A 16085-nucleotide genomic window follows, 5' to 3' on the forward strand; every position below is an offset into this window, starting at 1 on the left:
TTCGCCGATTTATAGATCGAGGGACGGAGCCCAAGAATGCTGCGCTGGTTGATCGCCTTGCTGATTCTCGCCAACCTGCTGATGTTCGCGGTCATGCGCGGCACGTTCGGTCCGCTTCCCGCGGCCAGCGCGCGCGAGCCGCATCATCTGACGCAGCAGGTGCGTCCCGAAGCGCTGACGACGCGCTCCATTCCGCCCGAGGAAGCATTCGACCAGCCGCGCGTCGGCGGTCCGGCTCCAGCCGCAAATGTGCGGACCGCGCCGCTCGGGCAATGAGCGCGAACGAAGCGTGATGCGGATCAGGACTGCGCGCGGACCTTTTTGAGCAGTGCGGTCGTAGAGCGGTCGTGCTCGAACGCGATGGCGAGCGCCTTGCCGCCCCAACCGCGCACGAGCGCCGACTCGGCCAGCTTGTCCATATCGTAATCGCCGCCTTTCACCAGCACGTCGGGGTGGACGGCCTCGATCAGTTGCAGCGGCGTCGTTTCTTCGAACTTCACGACCCAGTCGACACTTTCAAGCGCCGCAAGCAGCGCCATGCGATCGTCCTCGCGATTGATCGGGCGATCGTCGCCCTTGCCCAGCGTGCGCACGGACGCGTCGCTGTTCACGCCGACGATGAGCGTAGCGCCGAGCGCCTTGGCATCGGCGAGATAGGTCACGTGACCCCGATGAAGAATGTCGAAGACGCCGTTGGTGAAAACGACAGGACCGGCGAGCGTCTGGCGCAGCGCTGCGAGCGCATCGCGCGTGGTGATCTTGCGTTCGAAAATGGCGGGCATGGCGGCGCTCGTTGCGGTGTTCTGAAAGCGCGCATTGTGCCACGGCGCTTCCCCCGTGAAGCGGCACCGAGGCGGTTTGCGAAAGCAAAACGGCCCGCCGGTTACACCCGGCGGGCCGTTTTTTCTCCTGAATCCCGAACCTTACGCGGGCTGCTCAGCCGCGCCGCCCGGCGTGGCTTGCAGACGCTGCGTCACTTCCTTTCGGTAGCGGTTCAGTTCCTGCGCGGTCACGAACGAGCGCTCGAAAAGGATCGAGAGATTGTGAAGAATGCGCTCGACGACCTTCTTCTCCCAGCTGTCGTCGAAGCGGATCTGGTCGTCCAGCCAGCGCTCGAGCCATTCCGGATCGGGCAGGCGCGACTGTACGGTGTCACGCGGGAACAGCGCCTGATTCACGTGCAGGTTGGTCGGATGCAGTGGCTTTTCCGTGCGGCGCGCCGACGCCATCAGCACGCCGATCTTCGCGAACGCCGCGCGCGCCGTGTCGCCCGCGGTTGCGAGCGCCTTCTTCATGTAGCGCAGATACGCGCCGCCGTGACGGGCTTCGTCGCGCGAAATGGTTTCGTAGATGTGTTTGATGACCGGCTCCGTGTGCCACTCGGCCGCACGGCGATACCAGTGATTCAGGCGGATTTCGCCGCAGAAGTGCAGCATGAGCGTCTCGAGCGGCGGCGCCGGATCGAACTCGAATCGCACCGCGTGCAGCTCCTCCTCGCTCGGCACGAACTCCGGCTTGAAGCGCCGCAGATACTCCATCAGTACGAGCGAATGCTTCTGCTCCTCGAAGAACCACACGCTCATGAAAGCGGAGAAGTCACTGTCGTTGTGGTTGTCGCGCAAAAACATTTCAGTTGCAGGGAGAGCGGACCATTCGGTGATCGCGTTCATCTTGATGGTCTTGGCCTGCTCGTCGGTGAGCAGGGAAGCATCGAATTTGTCCCAGGGAATGTCCTTCTCCATATCCCAGCGGACGGATTCCAGCGATTTATAAAGTTCCGGATAAAGCATGGTGTTCATAGTCCACCCCTGATGCCACTTATGCGACGTTATATCTGTATTGACGTTCGGCTCTTGGGTGCAAGGAAACCTTGCACGCGAGCAGACAAGCTTTCAATTTTACGCGGGATTCAGTCGGCCAAAGACCAAAAGCGACGACGAGTACGCAAATAAGGCGCCGCGGCAATGCGTCGCGCCCCGCTGAAACACTGCACTTCCCCGTGCAAATGTTGCGTGTTGTGCGTCTTGTTCTACCGTGGGTGAGGAGCGAAACCTGTGCCTGAGGTATGTTCAAGTGGCGCCGGACCGGCCGCGCAGTATGCCCTGTCTGCGTGACAGCAGTGCGATGCACTCGACGCGCACGATGTGGGTCATGCCCGCCTGCGCGCGGCCTGCCACACGTCCGCGGCCGCCGTCTGGTTTTCGCGCCAGTGCCCGCCGCAGCGAGCGTCGTCGATCATAGCACGGCGGATTGACGCCAATCCGCGACAGTTTCGTCGATCGGTGTCAACCCTGCCACGTAATGCACCCCGTCCTGGAACTTGCGGCGCAGCGCCGGACTGCTGCCGCCGACGAAGACTCGCACATGCGGCGGCAGGAGCTTGCGCAGGTCGAGCAGGCCGTTGGCGATCGACTGCGCCGGCAGCACTGCCGTGAAGGACAGCGCGACGATGTCCACCTTGTGCGCGGTCACCGCTTCGACGATGTCGTGCAGCGGCGTCTGCAGCCCGAGCTGGATGCATTCGCATTCGGAGAGCGTAAACATCGCTTCGGCCATCAGAATGCCCAGGCCGTGCCCTTCGCCGGAAATCGTCGTGAGCAGCACGCGCGGACGGCTGCCGCGCCCGCGCAGCGCGTCGGAGAGCGGACGCATCAGCGTACGCAGCGTCACCTGGATCGCCTCGCTGAACAGATGCTCGTGATACACCTGCAGGGTGCCCGCGGCCCACGCGTTGCCGACGCGCGCCGCCAGCGGTGCCGCGACATCCAGCACGAAGCGTTCGAGCCCGTCGCGGGTCGCGCGCTTCAAAAGTCCGAAGCGAAACTCTTCATAGGCGCTCGCGCGCAGCAGCGCGATCAGGTGATCGAGTTCGGCGTCCGGCGCGTCCTGGCCGATGCCGGAGCTTTCCGCCAGTTGCTGCAACACGTCGACCGGCTGTGCCAGCACCTTGCTCGGACGATGGCCGGCATCGAGCAGACGCTTCACGAGCCGCAGCTTCGACACCTGTTCTTGTGGATAGAGGCGTTCGCCGCCGGCCGAGCGCATCGGCTGGGGAAATCCGTAACGGCGCTCCCAGACACGCAGCGTGTCCTTCGTCAGACCAATTTCCTGAGCTATCGCGCCGATGCCTATGCCCGTCACGCCCAGGGCCGACGCAGGCGGGGAGTCGGGATCCGTGAGCGCCTCGTGGTCCGCGGGCGGTTCCGAATCGAAGTCTTGTTCTGATGGGTTTGTCATGGACATAACGATGAAAGACTTACGCGCACCAGACAGTGCATGTTGCATGCCCGACTCGAACGGTGGACAAAATTCTCCGAACCGTCGATGTTTCATCATAGACAAAATTAAAACGAAGCGTGGTGACGAGAAGCGTTTCTACATGCGAAATGACAGCGGGACGTGTTTGATCAAGCAAAACATCGAAATCAATGAGACGTCCGGCGGAACCTGCGTTCCGCCGGACGTTGCATGGAAGATCGGAGAATGAATCCGGAAACTTACGCAGGCTTCTTGCGCGGTGCAGCCTTGCGCGCCGGCGCTTTCTTTGCTGCGGCCTCGGATTTTTCCTCGCCGCCGTTTGCCGGCGCCTCAGCGTGATTGCCCGCCGCGGCGGCCGGCTGATCCGACGCGCTCGCCGCGCCCGCCGCGTTGAGCGGGCCGCCCATGCCAGGCTGGATCATCGCGAGATGCGCAAGCTGGTTGAACTGCGATTGCAGCACGTTCCACCAGCCGGTTGGATCGAAACCCGGCGGCGGCGCGGACGGCTGCGCCTCCCCCTCGTCGCTTTCAGCGGCTTCCCCGGCGCCGGCCTGAGCGGCCGCGCCTTCCTTCGGCGCATCCGGTTTCGCTGCGGCGCCGCCCATCGGCCAGCCTGCGGTCGCCGATTTGGCGTTTTCAGTCGCCGCGTTGTGCGCGCTTTCGACCGACGTCTGCGCGAACGCGCCGAACGCCCGCAATGTGGCGAGCGTCGCGCGCTGTACTTCGAGCGCCTGAATCGCCGATTGCAGCATGTTCAGGTTGAGCTTCAGCCAGTGCTCGACGGCGCGCATGTCGGTCACGCGCTTGTCGAGCTCTTCGATGTTCGTGAGTGGAGCAAGCATGTCGGACATCATCGAGAGGGAGGGACCCATGCCCTGCCCGCCGCCGGGCATCGCGGCGGCGAACGGGTTCAGACGCATCAGTTCCCACATCTTGCCCATCATGTTCGCGTCGCCGAATCCGGGAAAACCGGGAATCGTGTAGGGCGGCGTGCCGCCTGTGTTGTCGGTCATTCGACTCTCCTTGTTTTCTAGGGTATGAATGCGCGTGCCGGCCGCAACGTTCGGAATTCAGAACGGCGCGCCGCCCGGGAAGTCCGGTGCACGCCGCTCACGCAGCGACCGCATGCCTTCGTGCACGTCCGGCCCAGCGAAGCCCATGAACTCCAGCGCGAGCGACGTATCGAACGTCGGCCCCGCCGAGCGCAGCCAGTTATTGAGCGCGTACTTGGTCCAGCGGATCGCTGTCTGCGAGCCCTGCGCGAGACGGTTCGCGACTTCGATCGCCTTCGGCATCAGTTCGCTCTCGTCGACGGCGAGCGACACCAGCCCGATGCGCTCCGCTTCCTCGCCGCTCACCGGCTCGCACAGCAGCAAATAGTACTTGGCCTTCGCCATCCCGCACAGCAGCGGCCAGACGATCGCGGCGTGATCGCCCGCCGCGACGCCCAGCCGAGTGTGCCCGTCGATGATGCGCGCGGACTTCGACGCGATGGAGATGTCCGCGAGCAGGCCCGCGACCAGCCCCGCACCGACCGCCGGACCGTGCATTGCCGAGACCACCGGCTTGCTGCAGTTGATCACGTTATAGACGAGATCGCGCGCTTCGCGCCAGACGCGCGCTCGCACATCGAAGTCATTCGCCATTTCCTCGACGAGCCCGAGATCGCCGCCCGCTGAAAAGCCCTTGCCTTCGCCGCGAATCAGCGCGACGCGTGTATCCGGATCGCGGTCGATGTCGCGCCAGATGTCCGCGAGTTCGCGATGCATGTTGGCGTCGGCGGTGGACAGACCGCTCTTGTTCGCGCCCGCTCCGGGCATCACCACTTCGAGCACGCCGTGCGGATGGCGGCGCAGTTCGAGCGACTTGTAGCCCGAATACATGGAGAGATCGCTCATGGTCCGTCCGAAGAAAAATGCGATGAAAAGTTAGCGCGGCTGGTAGATCCACTTGCCGTCGCGAATCTCGACCATCACGCGGGCGCGCTGATCGAGGCCGATATGGTCGTTGGGCGTCATGTTCACCTGCCCGTTGGTGTCGGCGAAATTCTTCGTGCCTTCGAGCGCATCGCGCAGCGCGGCGCGAAACGCCGGCGTGCCGGGCGCGCCTGCTTTCATCGCGATGGGCACCGCGCGGTTCAGCAACATGCCCGCGTCCCACGCATAGGAGCCGAACGCCGACACGGAACCCGCGCCCTGCTTCGCCTCGTACAGTTTGATGTATTCGAGCGCGAGGCGCTTGGCCGGATGATCGTCGGGCAACTGCGCGGCCACGAGCACCGGGCTCGCGGGCAGGAACGTGCCGTTGCAATCCGCGCCGCACACGCGCAGGAAGTCGCGATTGCCGACGCCGTGATTGTGATAGACCTTGCCCTTATAGCCGCGTTGCGCGAGCGTCTTCGGCGGCAGCGCGGCAGGCGTGCCGGCCGCGCCCACGACGACCGCGTCGGGTTTCGCCGCGAGAATCTTGAGAATCTGCCCGGTCACGCTCGGATCGGTGCGATTGAAGCGCTCGTTGGCGACCACTTCGATCTTGTGCAACTGCGCGAACTTCGCGACTTCGGCGTAGAAAGTCTCGCCGAGCGCGTCCGCCTGGCCGATGTACGCGAGCGTCTTCACGCCATGATTGCTCGCGTGCTCGGCGATCGCGGAGGCCATCATCGCGTCGGTTTGCGGCGTCTTGAAAACCCAGCGGCGCTTGTCGTCCACCGGCTCGATGATCTTCGACGAAGACGCCAGCGAGATCATCGGCGTTTGCCCTTGCGCGACGACATCGATCATGGCGAGCGAGTTCGGCGTGATCGACGAGCCTATGATCGCGTCGACCTGATCCTCGCTGATGAGCTTCTTCGTGCTTTGCACGGCTTGCGTGGTGTCGGAGGCGTCGTCGAGCACGATGTAGTCGACCGGCTTGCCGCCCATTTCCTTCGGCAGCAATGCAACGGTGTCGCGCGCCGGAATGCCGAGCGACGCGGCCGGTCCCGTGAGCGAGAGCACGAGCCCGATTTTCACGTGCTGCGCCTGCTGCGCGAACACCGTCGTCGTTGCCGCTGCTGTTGCCGCGAACGCGAACGCCGCGCCGATCACAAACCGCCACTTGCCTGCCGCCATCGAAAGTCTCCTTTTCTTGTTGGTTTTCTCTGCGCTGAACGCAGCCCGGCAAAGTGTAAGGCGCGGCCCGCGCGCATCGCATCGGGCTAAACCCGTTGCGATGCGCCAAGGCTCAATGCTCCGGCTGCACGACCGCCTGATCGATCGCGCCGAAGATCGACTTGCCTTCTTCGTCGAACATCTCGATCTTCACGCTGTCGCCGAACTTCATGAAATCGGTCTGCGGCGCGCCGTGCTCGATGGTCTCCAGGCAGCGCTTCTCGGCAATGCAGCAGTAGCCGCGCTTCGCGTCCTTGTTGGAGATGGTGCCCGAGCCGACAATAGAGCCCGCGCGCAGGTTGCGCGTCTTCGCGGCGTGCGCGATCAACTGGCCGAAATGGAACACCATGTCCGTGCCGCAATCGGGCTGACCGACCTTCTTGCCGTTCCAGTGCACGATCATCGGCCGATGCACGCGGCCTTCGCGCCACGCGTCGCCGAGTTCGTCCGGCGTGACGGCGACGGGCGAGAACGCCGTGGCCGGCTTGCTCTGGAAGAAGCCGAAGCCCTTCGCGAGCTCGGCGGGAATCAGATTGCGCAGCGACACGTCGTTGACGAGCATCAGCAGGCGCACACTGCGCAATGCTTCGTCGGGCATCGCGGCCATGTGAACATCCGACGTAACGACCGCGACTTCCGCCTCGAAGTCGATGCCATACGATTCCGTCGCGCACACGATGTCGTCCGCCGGGCCGATGAAGTCGTCGCTCCCGCCTTGATACATCAGAGGATCGGTCCAGAATTCGGGCGGCATTTCCGCGTTGCGCGCGCGCCGCACCAGCTCGACATGGTTCACATAGGCCGATCCGTCCGCCCACTGGAACGCGCGCGGCAGCGGCGCCATGCACGATTTCGGATCGAATGAAAAGGTGTTGCGCGCGCGGCCCGCGTTCAGCGCGTCGTAGATGTCCATGAGTTGCGGCGCGTAGAAGGTCCAGTCGTCGAGCGCGCGTTGCAGTGTGCCGACGACGCCATCCGCGATGCTTGCCGTGCGCAGATCGCGCGAGACGACGATGAGCTGGCCGTCGCGCGTGCCGTCCTTCAGTGTTGCGAGTTTCATGGAGCAGTGCCGGGTGAGCGTGGTGACGTTAGGGGAAATGTATTTTACGATGGTGAATCGCCGACGACGACCCGGCCGATCGGCATAAGCCTTTTTACGTTCACCTCTTTCATGCAATCCACGCAAGCCACCGACGACGAAGACAACCTCGACGCCTCCGACGCCACCGAAGAAAAAACGCGCTCCGGCATTCAATCGATCGAAGTCGGCTTCCGGCTGCTCGACGTGCTCACCAATGAGCCGCGCGCGATGATGCTGCGCGACCTCGCACAGCGCGCGGGCATGAGCCCGGCGAAGGCGCATCGGTATCTCGTGAGCTTTCTGCGGCTCGGCGTCGCGTCGCAGGATCCGGTGTCGGGCCGCTACGAGCTCGGCGGCTTCGCGCTGCAAATGGGTCTGGCGCGGCTCGCGCGCGTCGATGGCGTGAAGCTCGCGCGCATCGCGCTGGCTGAAATGCGCGATCGGATGGACGTGACCGTGGGCATCGCGGTGTGGGGCAATCAGGGACCGACGGTCGTGCACTGGATGGAATCGAGCCATCCGGCGAAGGCGTCGCTCAAGCTCGGCGACGTGATGCCGCTGCTGTCCTCGGCGACCGGCCTGCTGTTCGCCGCGTACCTGCCGCGCAGCAAGACGCAGCCGATGCTCGATCGCGAGCTCGCCGCCACGAAGCAGAAAATAGCCGATGTCGAGCCGATGCTCGCCGAAGTGCGCGAACACGGCGCGGCGCGCGTCGAAGGCATGCTGTTGCCGACGATCCACGCGTTCTGCACCCCGGTCTTCGATTCGACCGGCGAACTCGCGCTCGGCCTGATCGCACTCGGTCACGAAGGCACCTTCGACACGCGCTGGAACGGTGAAATCGATTCGGCGTTACGCGAATGCGCGCGTGGTCTGTCGTATGAACTGGGGTATAAGGCGGGCGAGCGCTGAAATCGCGCTCCGGGGCGGGAGGAACATCGACTGGTGCGCGCGTGTCGAAAACCTTTCGCCTCATCCGCAAACCGCCCCGTCACAAGCCCTACCATCCGCACGATGCCATTGTTCCCGTTCCGCCGCCCTCGCCCCGCATCCGGCGAGCCGCCCGATGCCGCCCCCGAATCCGCCACGCCGCGACGCTGGGGACGCTGGATGGTGGCCGTGCTGATCGTCGCTGGTCTGCACTGGTGCGCGATGCGGTGGATAGATCGCAATCGGCAACCGGCGGGCGCGCCGGTGGAAACGCCGCCGGTGCAGATCGAATTGTTGACGCCGAAGCCCATCGCCCCGCCCGCACCGACGCCACCCGCGCCGCCGAAGCCTGTCGCGCCCGCGCCGCCGAAACCCGCTGCACCGGCGCCAGCCACGCCCGCCGCCGCGCCGGTTCTCAGCGCCGCGACGCCGACGCCGGACGCGCCTGCAGCCGGTTCAGGCGCGGCGGCATCCTCGGCGCAGGCGTCCGAAGTGGCGCAGGCGCCATCGCCTGCGTCGCAACCGGCTGCTGCGTCGGGTGACAAATTCAGTGTTCCGCCGTCCGGCGAGTTGCGTTACGACACGCTCGTGAACGGCATGATGAATCAGACCGGCACCATTCACTGGACCAACGACGGCCAGCATTACGAGATGGTCGTCTCGATTCCGCTGCCCTTCGTCGGTCCATACGTTTATTCGAGCAAGGGTCATATCGATGGATTCGGCATCGCGCCGGAACAGTATTCCGAGCAACGCGGCCGCCGCGCCGCCGACATCGCCATTTTCAATCGCGAAACGAAGCAGATCGTCTACACGAAAACGCCGCAGAGCCAGCCGCTCGCCGATGGCGCGCAGGACCGCTTCAGCGTCGTGATGCAACTGGCCAGCCTTGTGCGCGGCGCGCCGGACAAATACAAGCCAGGCGTCACGCGCCAGTTCAGCGTGACGGACAACGACAGCAACGAGATCTGGCCGATCGAAACCGTCGGCGACGAAAACGTGCAGACGCGCGACGGCTTTACCGGTGCGCGCCATTTCACGCGCCTGCCGCGCAAGGAAGGCGATCGCCGCAAGCTCGACATCTGGCTCGCGCCCTCGCTCGGCTGGCTGCCCGTGCGGATCCTTCAGACCGAGCCGAACGGAATGCAAATCGAACTGCTCTGGGCCGGGCGGCTCGCGCCACCGGGCACGCCGGGTGCACGGGGTGCACCGGACCAAGGTGGAACCTCGGGCACGCGGAATGCGTCTGAAGAATACTTGCCCGCCGCGCCACAGGCGGACAAACCGTAACGCACCCGTCACACTTCGTGACACCGGGTACAGCGACGGCGCAGGGCGTCCCATGCAGGCCATCGGAAACAGCATCGCAAACCGCATTCTTTACGGAGCCGATATGCAGTTGACGATCAATCGCATCGATACACGTTACGTTCTCGACAACGAAGGCGGCGGCCGCTGGCTCGTCTTCGTCCATCAACTGGCAGGCGATCTGTCCGTGTGGGACCAGATGGCCGGCTATTTCCGCAACCACTTCACCGTGTTGCGCTACGACCTGCGCGGCCACGGCGAGACGGCCGTGTCGCCCGACGCGTTCACCATCGACGATCTCGCCGACGATCTCGCCGTGCTGCTCGACAAGCTCGGCGCGCCGTCGGCGCATGTGGTCGGGTTGTCGATTGGCGGAATGGTCGCGCAGAAGCTTGCGATCAACCACGCGGACAAGGTGGAATCGCTGACGGTGGTGGGCGCGCCCGCGTTCGTTCCGGAGGAAGCGCGTCCGACCTTCGCGCAACGGGCGGCTTCCGTGCGCGAAAACGGGACTGCGAGTATTGTGGATGCGACGCTCGAACGCTGGCTCACGCCTGAATTTCGCAAGGCGCATCCCGAAGTGGTCGAGCAGATCGGGGAAACGATCGCGCGCACGCCCGCCGAGGGGTTTGCGCGCGCAGCGGAGGCAGTCAGCCGTTTCGACGCGCGTGACAAACTCGCCTCCGTGCAGAAACGCACGCTGGTGGTTGCAGGCGAACATGACGTTGGCACGCCGCATGCTGCTTCCAGAGTGATTGCGGACGAGGTGCCGGGCGCGCAATTCCAACTACTCAACGCCGCGCACCTGTCACCGGTCGAGGAATCGCAGCGCTTTAGTGCGCTACTGGACGGCTTCTTACGCGATTCCGCCTGATTATTATCGCTAATGCTGCAAAAGAAAGCCTCGATACAAACGGCATCACATCGAGGCCACCCCTTGAATTCCAACCCAATCGCTCCAACTAGGACTCAGGTTTGGCAGGAGCAAACAAGGAATAAGGAGTGTCGCCATGCAAATGATCTACAACAGCCCCAACTACTGCGTCGTCGAGTTTCCGCCGCAGGACAACCATCTCGCCATGAAGGCGGGCGGTTACGAGATCGTCGACAAGAACACGCAGCGGGAGATTTTCATCGACGGAGCGCTGGCCGCGAAGTTCCGCGAGCACGTGCAACAACTGATCGCGGAAGAGCCGTCGCTCGAGGATGTCGATGAATTCCTCGGCCAGTTCGATATCTTGATGAATCAGCCGGTCGTGCTTCACTGATCAACCCAGCGCGCGGGCGGCCAGCCGCCGTCCGCGACCGCCGCCGCACGGCTATGCGGCTCAGGCGACACTCGCCCCCTCAAAAGACCCCGCCCCGCAATGGCGGGGTTCTTTTTTGCGCGGAGCGCGCCGTGGGCCCCGCCGCGCTCGGCCGCGCCGGGCGGAAGCGACCGCCCCTCGCTGCGGCTACAATGTCAGGCTATTTAACATTTGGTGCAGGCCTCGTCCGTCATGTCCCAGAACGCCACTCCTCATCTCCCCGCGCGCGCCTATACACGCGGCGCCGCGCTGCCCGCGCTCCTGCAGAAGCGCATCCTGATCCTCGACGGCGCGATGGGCACGATGATCCAGCGCTACAAGCTCGACGAAGCCGCCTATCGCGGCGAGCGCTTCAGGGACTATGGCCGCGACATCAAGGGCAATAACGAACTTTTGTCGATCACGCAGCCGCAGGTGATTCGCGAGATTCACGAGCAATACCTCGCGGCGGGCGCGGACATCATCGAGACGAACACGTTCGGCGCCACGCGTGTCGCACAGGCCGATTACGGCATGGAAGACCTCGCGGCGGAGATGAACATCGAGTCCGCGAAACTCGCGCGCGAAGCTTGCGACAAATACTCGACAGTGGACAAGCCGCGCTTCGTCGCCGGCGCGATCGGGCCGACGCCCAAGACCGCGAGCATCTCGCCGGACGTGAACGATCCGGGCGCGCGCAACGTGAGCTTCGACGAATTGCGCGACACGTACTACGAACAGGCGAAGGCGCTACTCGATGCCGGCTGCGACCTGTTTCTGGTCGAAACGATCTTCGACACGCTTAACGCGAAAGCCGCGCTCTTCGCCCTCGATCAGCTTTTCGACGACACCGGCGAACTCGTGCCGATCATGATCTCGGGGACCGTCACCGATGCATCGGGCCGCATTCTCTCCGGCCAGACGGTGGAAGCGTTCTGGAACTCGCTGCGTCACGCGAAGCCGCTCACGTTCGGTCTGAACTGCGCGTTGGGCGCGGCGCTGATGCGCCCGTACATCGCGGAGCTGGCGAAGCTGTGCGACACGTATGTGTCGTGCTATCCGAACGCGGGCCTGCCGAACCCGATGAGCGACACGGGCTTCGACGAGACGCCGGATGTGACGTCCGGATTGCTGAAGGAATTCGCGACGGCGGGTCTCGTGAACGTCGCGGGCGGCTGCTGCGGCACGACGCCTGAGCATATCGCCGAGATCGCGAAGGCGCTCGCCGAAGTCAAGCCGCGCAACTTCCCGTCTCAGTATCGCGACGCCGCCTGAATCAATACGGAATACCAGACATGACCGATCACACGATGCGCCTTTCCGGCCTCGAGCCGTTCAACGTCACCGACGGCTCGCTTTTCATCAACGTCGGCGAGCGCACGAACGTGACCGGCTCGAAGGCGTTCGCGCGCATGATCCTGAACGGCCAGTTCGATGAAGCGCTCGCCGTCGCGCGCCAGCAGGTCGAGAACGGCGCGCAGGTCATCGATATCAACATGGACGAGGCCATGCTCGATTCGAAAGCCGCCATGGTGCGCTTTCTGAATCTGATCGCCTCCGAACCGGATATCGCGCGCGTACCGATCATGATCGACTCGTCCAAATGGGAGGTGATCGAGGCCGGGCTGAAGTGCGTGCAGGGCAAGGCCATCGTCAATTCGATCTCGCTGAAGGAAGGCGAAGAGGCGTTCAAGCATCACGCGAAGCTGATCCGCCGCTATGGCGCGGCATCGGTCGTGATGGCCTTCGACGAAAAAGGTCAGGCCGACACCTTCCAGCGCAAGACCGAAATCTGCAAGCGCTCCTACGACATTCTCGTGAACGAAGTCGGCTTCGAGCCCGAAGACATCATCTTCGACCCGAACATCTTCGCGATCGCGACGGGCATCGAGGAACACAACAATTACGCGGTCGATTTCATCGACGCGACGCGCTGGATCAAGCGGAATCTGCCGCACGCGAAGGTGAGCGGCGGCGTGTCGAACGTGTCGTTCTCGTTCCGCGGCAACGACCCGGTGCGCGAAGCCATTCACACCGTGTTCCTGTATCACGCGATTCAGGCGGGCATGGACATGGGCATCGTGAACGCGGGTCAACTGGGCGTGTATGCCGATCTCGACGCCGAGCTGCGCGAGAAAGTGGAAGACGTCGTGCTGAATCGTCGCGAAGACGGCACGGATCGTCTGCTCGAAGTCGCCGACAAGTTCAAGACCGGCGCGGCCAAGAAGGAAGAAAACCTCGAATGGCGCAATCAGCCGGTCGAGGCGCGGCTCTCGCATGCGCTCGTGCATGGCATCACGAACTTCATCGTCGAGGATACGGAAGAGGTCCGGCAGAAGATCGACAAAGCGGGCGGCCGTCCGATCAACGTGATCGAAGGTCCGCTGATGGACGGCATGAACGTCGTCGGCGATCTGTTCGGGCAGGGCAAGATGTTCCTGCCGCAAGTGGTGAAGTCGGCGCGCGTGATGAAACAGGCGGTCGCGCATCTGATTCCGTTCATCGAAGAAGAGAAGAAGCGCCTCGCCGATGCGGGCGCGGACGTGCGTCCGAAGGGCAAGATCGTCATCGCGACCGTGAAGGGCGATGTGCACGACATCGGCAAGAACATCGTGTCGGTTGTGCTCCAGTGCAACAACTTCGAAGTGGTCAACATGGGCGTGATGGTGCCCTGCGCGACCATCCTGCAGAAGGCGAAGGAAGAAGGCGCGGACATCATCGGCCTGTCGGGGCTGATCACGCCGAGTCTCGAAGAAATGGCTTACGTCGCCTCTGAGATGCAGCGCGACGAATACTTCCGCGGCAAGCAGACGCCGCTTCTGATCGGCGGCGCGACGACTTCGCGCGTGCATACGGCCGTCAAGATCGCGCCGAACTACGAAGGTCCGGTCGTGTATGTGCCGGATGCATCGCGTTCGGTGTCGGTGGCGTCGAGTTTGTTGTCGGACGAAGGCGCGGCCAGATATCTCGACGAGCTCAAGACCGACTACGACCGCATCCGCGCGCAGCACGCCAACAAGAAAGCGCAGCCCATGGTCACCTACGACCAAGCGCGCGCCAACAAGACGAAGATCGACTGGAACGCGTATACACCGAAGAAGCCCAGCTTCATAGGGCGGCGCGTCATCAAGAATTACGACCTCGCGGAACTGGCGAGTTACATCGACTGGGGTCCGTTCTTCCAGACCTGGGATCTCGCGGGCCCGTATCCGGCGATTCTCAACGATGAAATCGTCGGCGAATCGGCGCGCCGCGTGTTCTCCGACGGCAAGTCGATGCTCTCGCGCGTCATCCAGGGCCGCTGGCTGACGGCGAACGGCGTCGTCATGCTTCTGCCGGCGAACACCGTCAACGACGACGACATCGAGATCTACACGGACGAATCGCGCACGCAAGTCGCAATGACCTGGCGCAATCTGCGTCAGCAAAGCGTGCGGCCGGTCGTCGACGGCGTGATGCGCCCGAACCGGTCGCTCGCCGACTTCATCGCGCCGAAGGATTCGGGCGTGGCGGATTACATCGGCATCTTCGCGGTGACGGCGGGTCTGGGCGTCGACAAAAAAGAACGGCAGTTCGAGGCCGATAACGACGACTACAGCGCGATCATGCTGAAGGCGCTCGCGGATCGTTTCGCGGAAGCGTTCGCCGAAGCGTTGCACGCGCGCGTGCGCCGCGAACTGTGGGGCTACGCGGCGAACGAAACGCTCGACAACGATGCGCTCATTGCGGAGAAGTACGTCGGCATTCGTCCGGCGCCGGGTTATCCGGCGTGCCCGGATCACCTCGTCAAACGCGATATGTTCGAAGTGCTTCAGGCGGAGGAAATCGGCATGAGCGTGACCGAGTCCCTCGCGATGCTGCCGGCCGCGAGCGTCTCGGGCTTCTATCTCGCGCATCCGGACTGTACGTACTTCTCGGTGGGCAAGATCGGCGACGATCAGCTCGCGAGCTACGCCGAGCGCATGTCGCTGTCGACCTCGGACGCGGAGCGCGCGCTCGCGCCGCAACGCTGAGAAACGAAGCGACAACATACTGCGCTGCTGATAGCGGGAATACGCACGGAACCGGCGGGAAAATTTTGGTTTCCGTAGACTTGTCAGCGCGTTTCGCCGTGGTCACGGCGAAACGCATTCATCTCGTCAACGGAGAAAGTCGCATGAAGAAGATGACGTCCGCCGTAACCGTAGCGATCGCCGCGGCTTTGCTCGCCGCATCGAGCTCCGCCGCGTTCGCGCAGGCAAGCAGCACTCAGGCGTCCTCGTACTCGCCGCCGCAGTCGGAGCACAAGAAGAAACCGAAAAAGCCGAAGAAACCGCACACGCCCGCGAAACCCGCTGGCGCGGAAAGCGGCCAATCGCAATAACGGTCAGTACCGAGCAGTAACGGGCAGCAGCGCGACCGAAGCCGTCCGAGGTTTCATCGGAAGAAAAAAACCCGCATCGGCAGCGATGCGGGTTTTTCTTTGCCGGCGCCGTGAACGGCCCGAATCAGACGCCCCAGAGAATATCCGCGTTGTGCTTCTGCGCGAGCCGCAGCATGTCGATGAACGGAAACGCGCGCTGCGCGAGCCCGACCGGATGCTCGTGCGGGTGGTGGCCTTCCTCGCCTTCGTGAAAATGGCCCTCGTGCTCGGCGCGCTCTTTCTTGTCGGTGGCGACGGCCGTTTCGAGTTTTTGAATGGCTGCGGGAATATCTTCGTGCGTGATGACGCCTCGTGCGGTCAATTGCTTGCCAATGATGCCGAGCAAGTATTCCGCAAGGTTCTCGAGCATGATGACGTCCGGCGCGGCGGGGGATTTGAATGTGATCAGCATGGCATGGTCCTTTTGTTTATGTTGGGTCATAGCGGTTTGCAAACGAAACGCGCAGACGAGCCGGTCTCCCTGACAACATGACGATGACGACATGACGACACCCTGATTCGACATATTAGCACCTGCTAAAATCCCCACTTTGTAGGGATATAACCGGGCTTCGTCCGTTCCATGTTCGCGAGGCCTCGCAGGACTCGCGAGCGGCCTCCGCAACCGGCCGCCAGCGCCGTCCTCAAGCCCATCGCCCTACCCATCGGAC

16 protein-coding genes are annotated in these 16085 nt (G+C 63.5%); 8 read left to right on the forward strand and 8 right to left on the reverse strand.

The window, feature by feature from the left end; genetic code table 11:
* Positions 1–36 precede the first annotated feature (36 nt).
* On the forward strand, positions 37–276 hold the full coding sequence (locus tag AWB79_RS01655) for a hypothetical protein (protein WP_061165623.1): 240 nt from the start codon (positions 37–39) through the stop codon (positions 274–276).
* 23 nt (positions 277–299) lie between these two features.
* Here the strand turns inward: AWB79_RS01655 and rfaE2 are convergent, their stop codons facing one another.
* The 7 genes from rfaE2 to AWB79_RS01690 form a co-directional block, all read right to left on the reverse strand.
* Positions 300–782 (reverse strand): D-glycero-beta-D-manno-heptose 1-phosphate adenylyltransferase, encoded by a 483-nt coding sequence (rfaE2, locus tag AWB79_RS01660; RefSeq protein WP_061165624.1) that lies wholly within the window; start codon positions 780–782, stop codon positions 300–302.
* A gap of 141 nt (positions 783–923) precedes the next feature.
* On the reverse strand, positions 924–1799 hold the full coding sequence (locus AWB79_RS01665; RefSeq protein ID WP_061165625.1) for a ferritin family protein: 876 nt from the start codon (positions 1797–1799) through the stop codon (positions 924–926).
* 436 nt (positions 1800–2235) lie between these two features.
* Positions 2236–3237: a MerR family transcriptional regulator gene (locus tag AWB79_RS01670; RefSeq protein ID WP_061165626.1), complete on the reverse strand. Its 1002-nt coding sequence runs from the start codon at positions 3235–3237 to the stop codon at positions 2236–2238.
* A 260-nt stretch (positions 3238–3497) separates the two neighbouring features.
* Positions 3498–4271, reverse strand: a complete 774-nt coding sequence (locus AWB79_RS01675) for a PhaM family polyhydroxyalkanoate granule multifunctional regulatory protein (RefSeq protein ID WP_061165627.1) — start codon at positions 4269–4271, stop codon at positions 3498–3500.
* A gap of 57 nt (positions 4272–4328) precedes the next feature.
* Positions 4329–5156, reverse strand: a complete 828-nt coding sequence (locus AWB79_RS01680; RefSeq protein WP_061165628.1) for an enoyl-CoA hydratase/isomerase family protein — start codon at positions 5154–5156, stop codon at positions 4329–4331.
* Positions 5157–5186: 30 nt separating this feature from the next.
* Entirely contained in the window at positions 5187–6368 is a 1182-nt protein-coding gene (locus AWB79_RS01685) for an ABC transporter substrate-binding protein (RefSeq protein ID WP_061165629.1), read from the reverse strand.
* A 112-nt stretch (positions 6369–6480) separates the two neighbouring features.
* The gene (locus tag AWB79_RS01690; protein WP_061165630.1) at positions 6481–7467 is read right to left on the reverse strand and encodes a fumarylacetoacetate hydrolase family protein; all 987 of its coding nucleotides are present in this window, start codon (positions 7465–7467) and stop codon (positions 6481–6483) included.
* 111 nt (positions 7468–7578) lie between these two features.
* On the opposite strand from AWB79_RS01690, the gene AWB79_RS01695 reads away from it, so the two are divergent.
* From AWB79_RS01695 to AWB79_RS01725, 7 genes are all read left to right on the forward strand, one after another.
* Positions 7579–8400 (forward strand): IclR family transcriptional regulator, encoded by an 822-nt coding sequence (locus tag AWB79_RS01695; protein WP_061165631.1) that lies wholly within the window; start codon positions 7579–7581, stop codon positions 8398–8400.
* A 102-nt stretch (positions 8401–8502) separates the two neighbouring features.
* Positions 8503–9708, forward strand: coding sequence for a DUF3108 domain-containing protein (locus AWB79_RS01700; RefSeq protein ID WP_061165632.1), 1206 nt, complete (start codon positions 8503–8505; stop codon positions 9706–9708).
* A 103-nt stretch (positions 9709–9811) separates the two neighbouring features.
* Positions 9812–10600: an alpha/beta fold hydrolase gene (locus AWB79_RS01705; protein WP_061165929.1), complete on the forward strand. Its 789-nt coding sequence runs from the start codon at positions 9812–9814 to the stop codon at positions 10598–10600.
* A gap of 136 nt (positions 10601–10736) precedes the next feature.
* Entirely contained in the window at positions 10737–10994 is a 258-nt protein-coding gene (locus tag AWB79_RS01710; RefSeq protein ID WP_008351849.1) for a BTH_I0359 family protein, read from the forward strand.
* Between the two features lie 231 nt (positions 10995–11225).
* Entirely contained in the window at positions 11226–12287 is a 1062-nt protein-coding gene (locus AWB79_RS01715; RefSeq protein WP_061165633.1) for a homocysteine S-methyltransferase family protein, read from the forward strand.
* A gap of 20 nt (positions 12288–12307) precedes the next feature.
* Complete coding sequence (gene metH / locus AWB79_RS01720; RefSeq protein ID WP_061165634.1) at positions 12308–15025, forward strand: methionine synthase; 2718 nt, start codon at positions 12308–12310, stop codon at positions 15023–15025.
* 143 nt (positions 15026–15168) lie between these two features.
* Positions 15169–15375 carry a hypothetical protein gene (locus AWB79_RS01725; protein WP_035497479.1) on the forward strand — a complete coding sequence of 69 codons (207 nt, stop codon included), beginning with the start codon at positions 15169–15171 and terminating at the stop codon, positions 15373–15375.
* Between the two features lie 124 nt (positions 15376–15499).
* Here the strand turns inward: AWB79_RS01725 and AWB79_RS01730 are convergent, their stop codons facing one another.
* Positions 15500–15826, reverse strand: coding sequence for a DUF1840 domain-containing protein (locus tag AWB79_RS01730; RefSeq protein WP_061165930.1), 327 nt, complete (start codon positions 15824–15826; stop codon positions 15500–15502).
* Positions 15827–16085: the final 259 nt, after the last annotated feature.

It is taken from the genome of Caballeronia hypogeia (genome assembly GCF_001544875.2).
GTDB lineage: Bacteria > Pseudomonadota > Gammaproteobacteria > Burkholderiales > Burkholderiaceae > Caballeronia > Caballeronia hypogeia.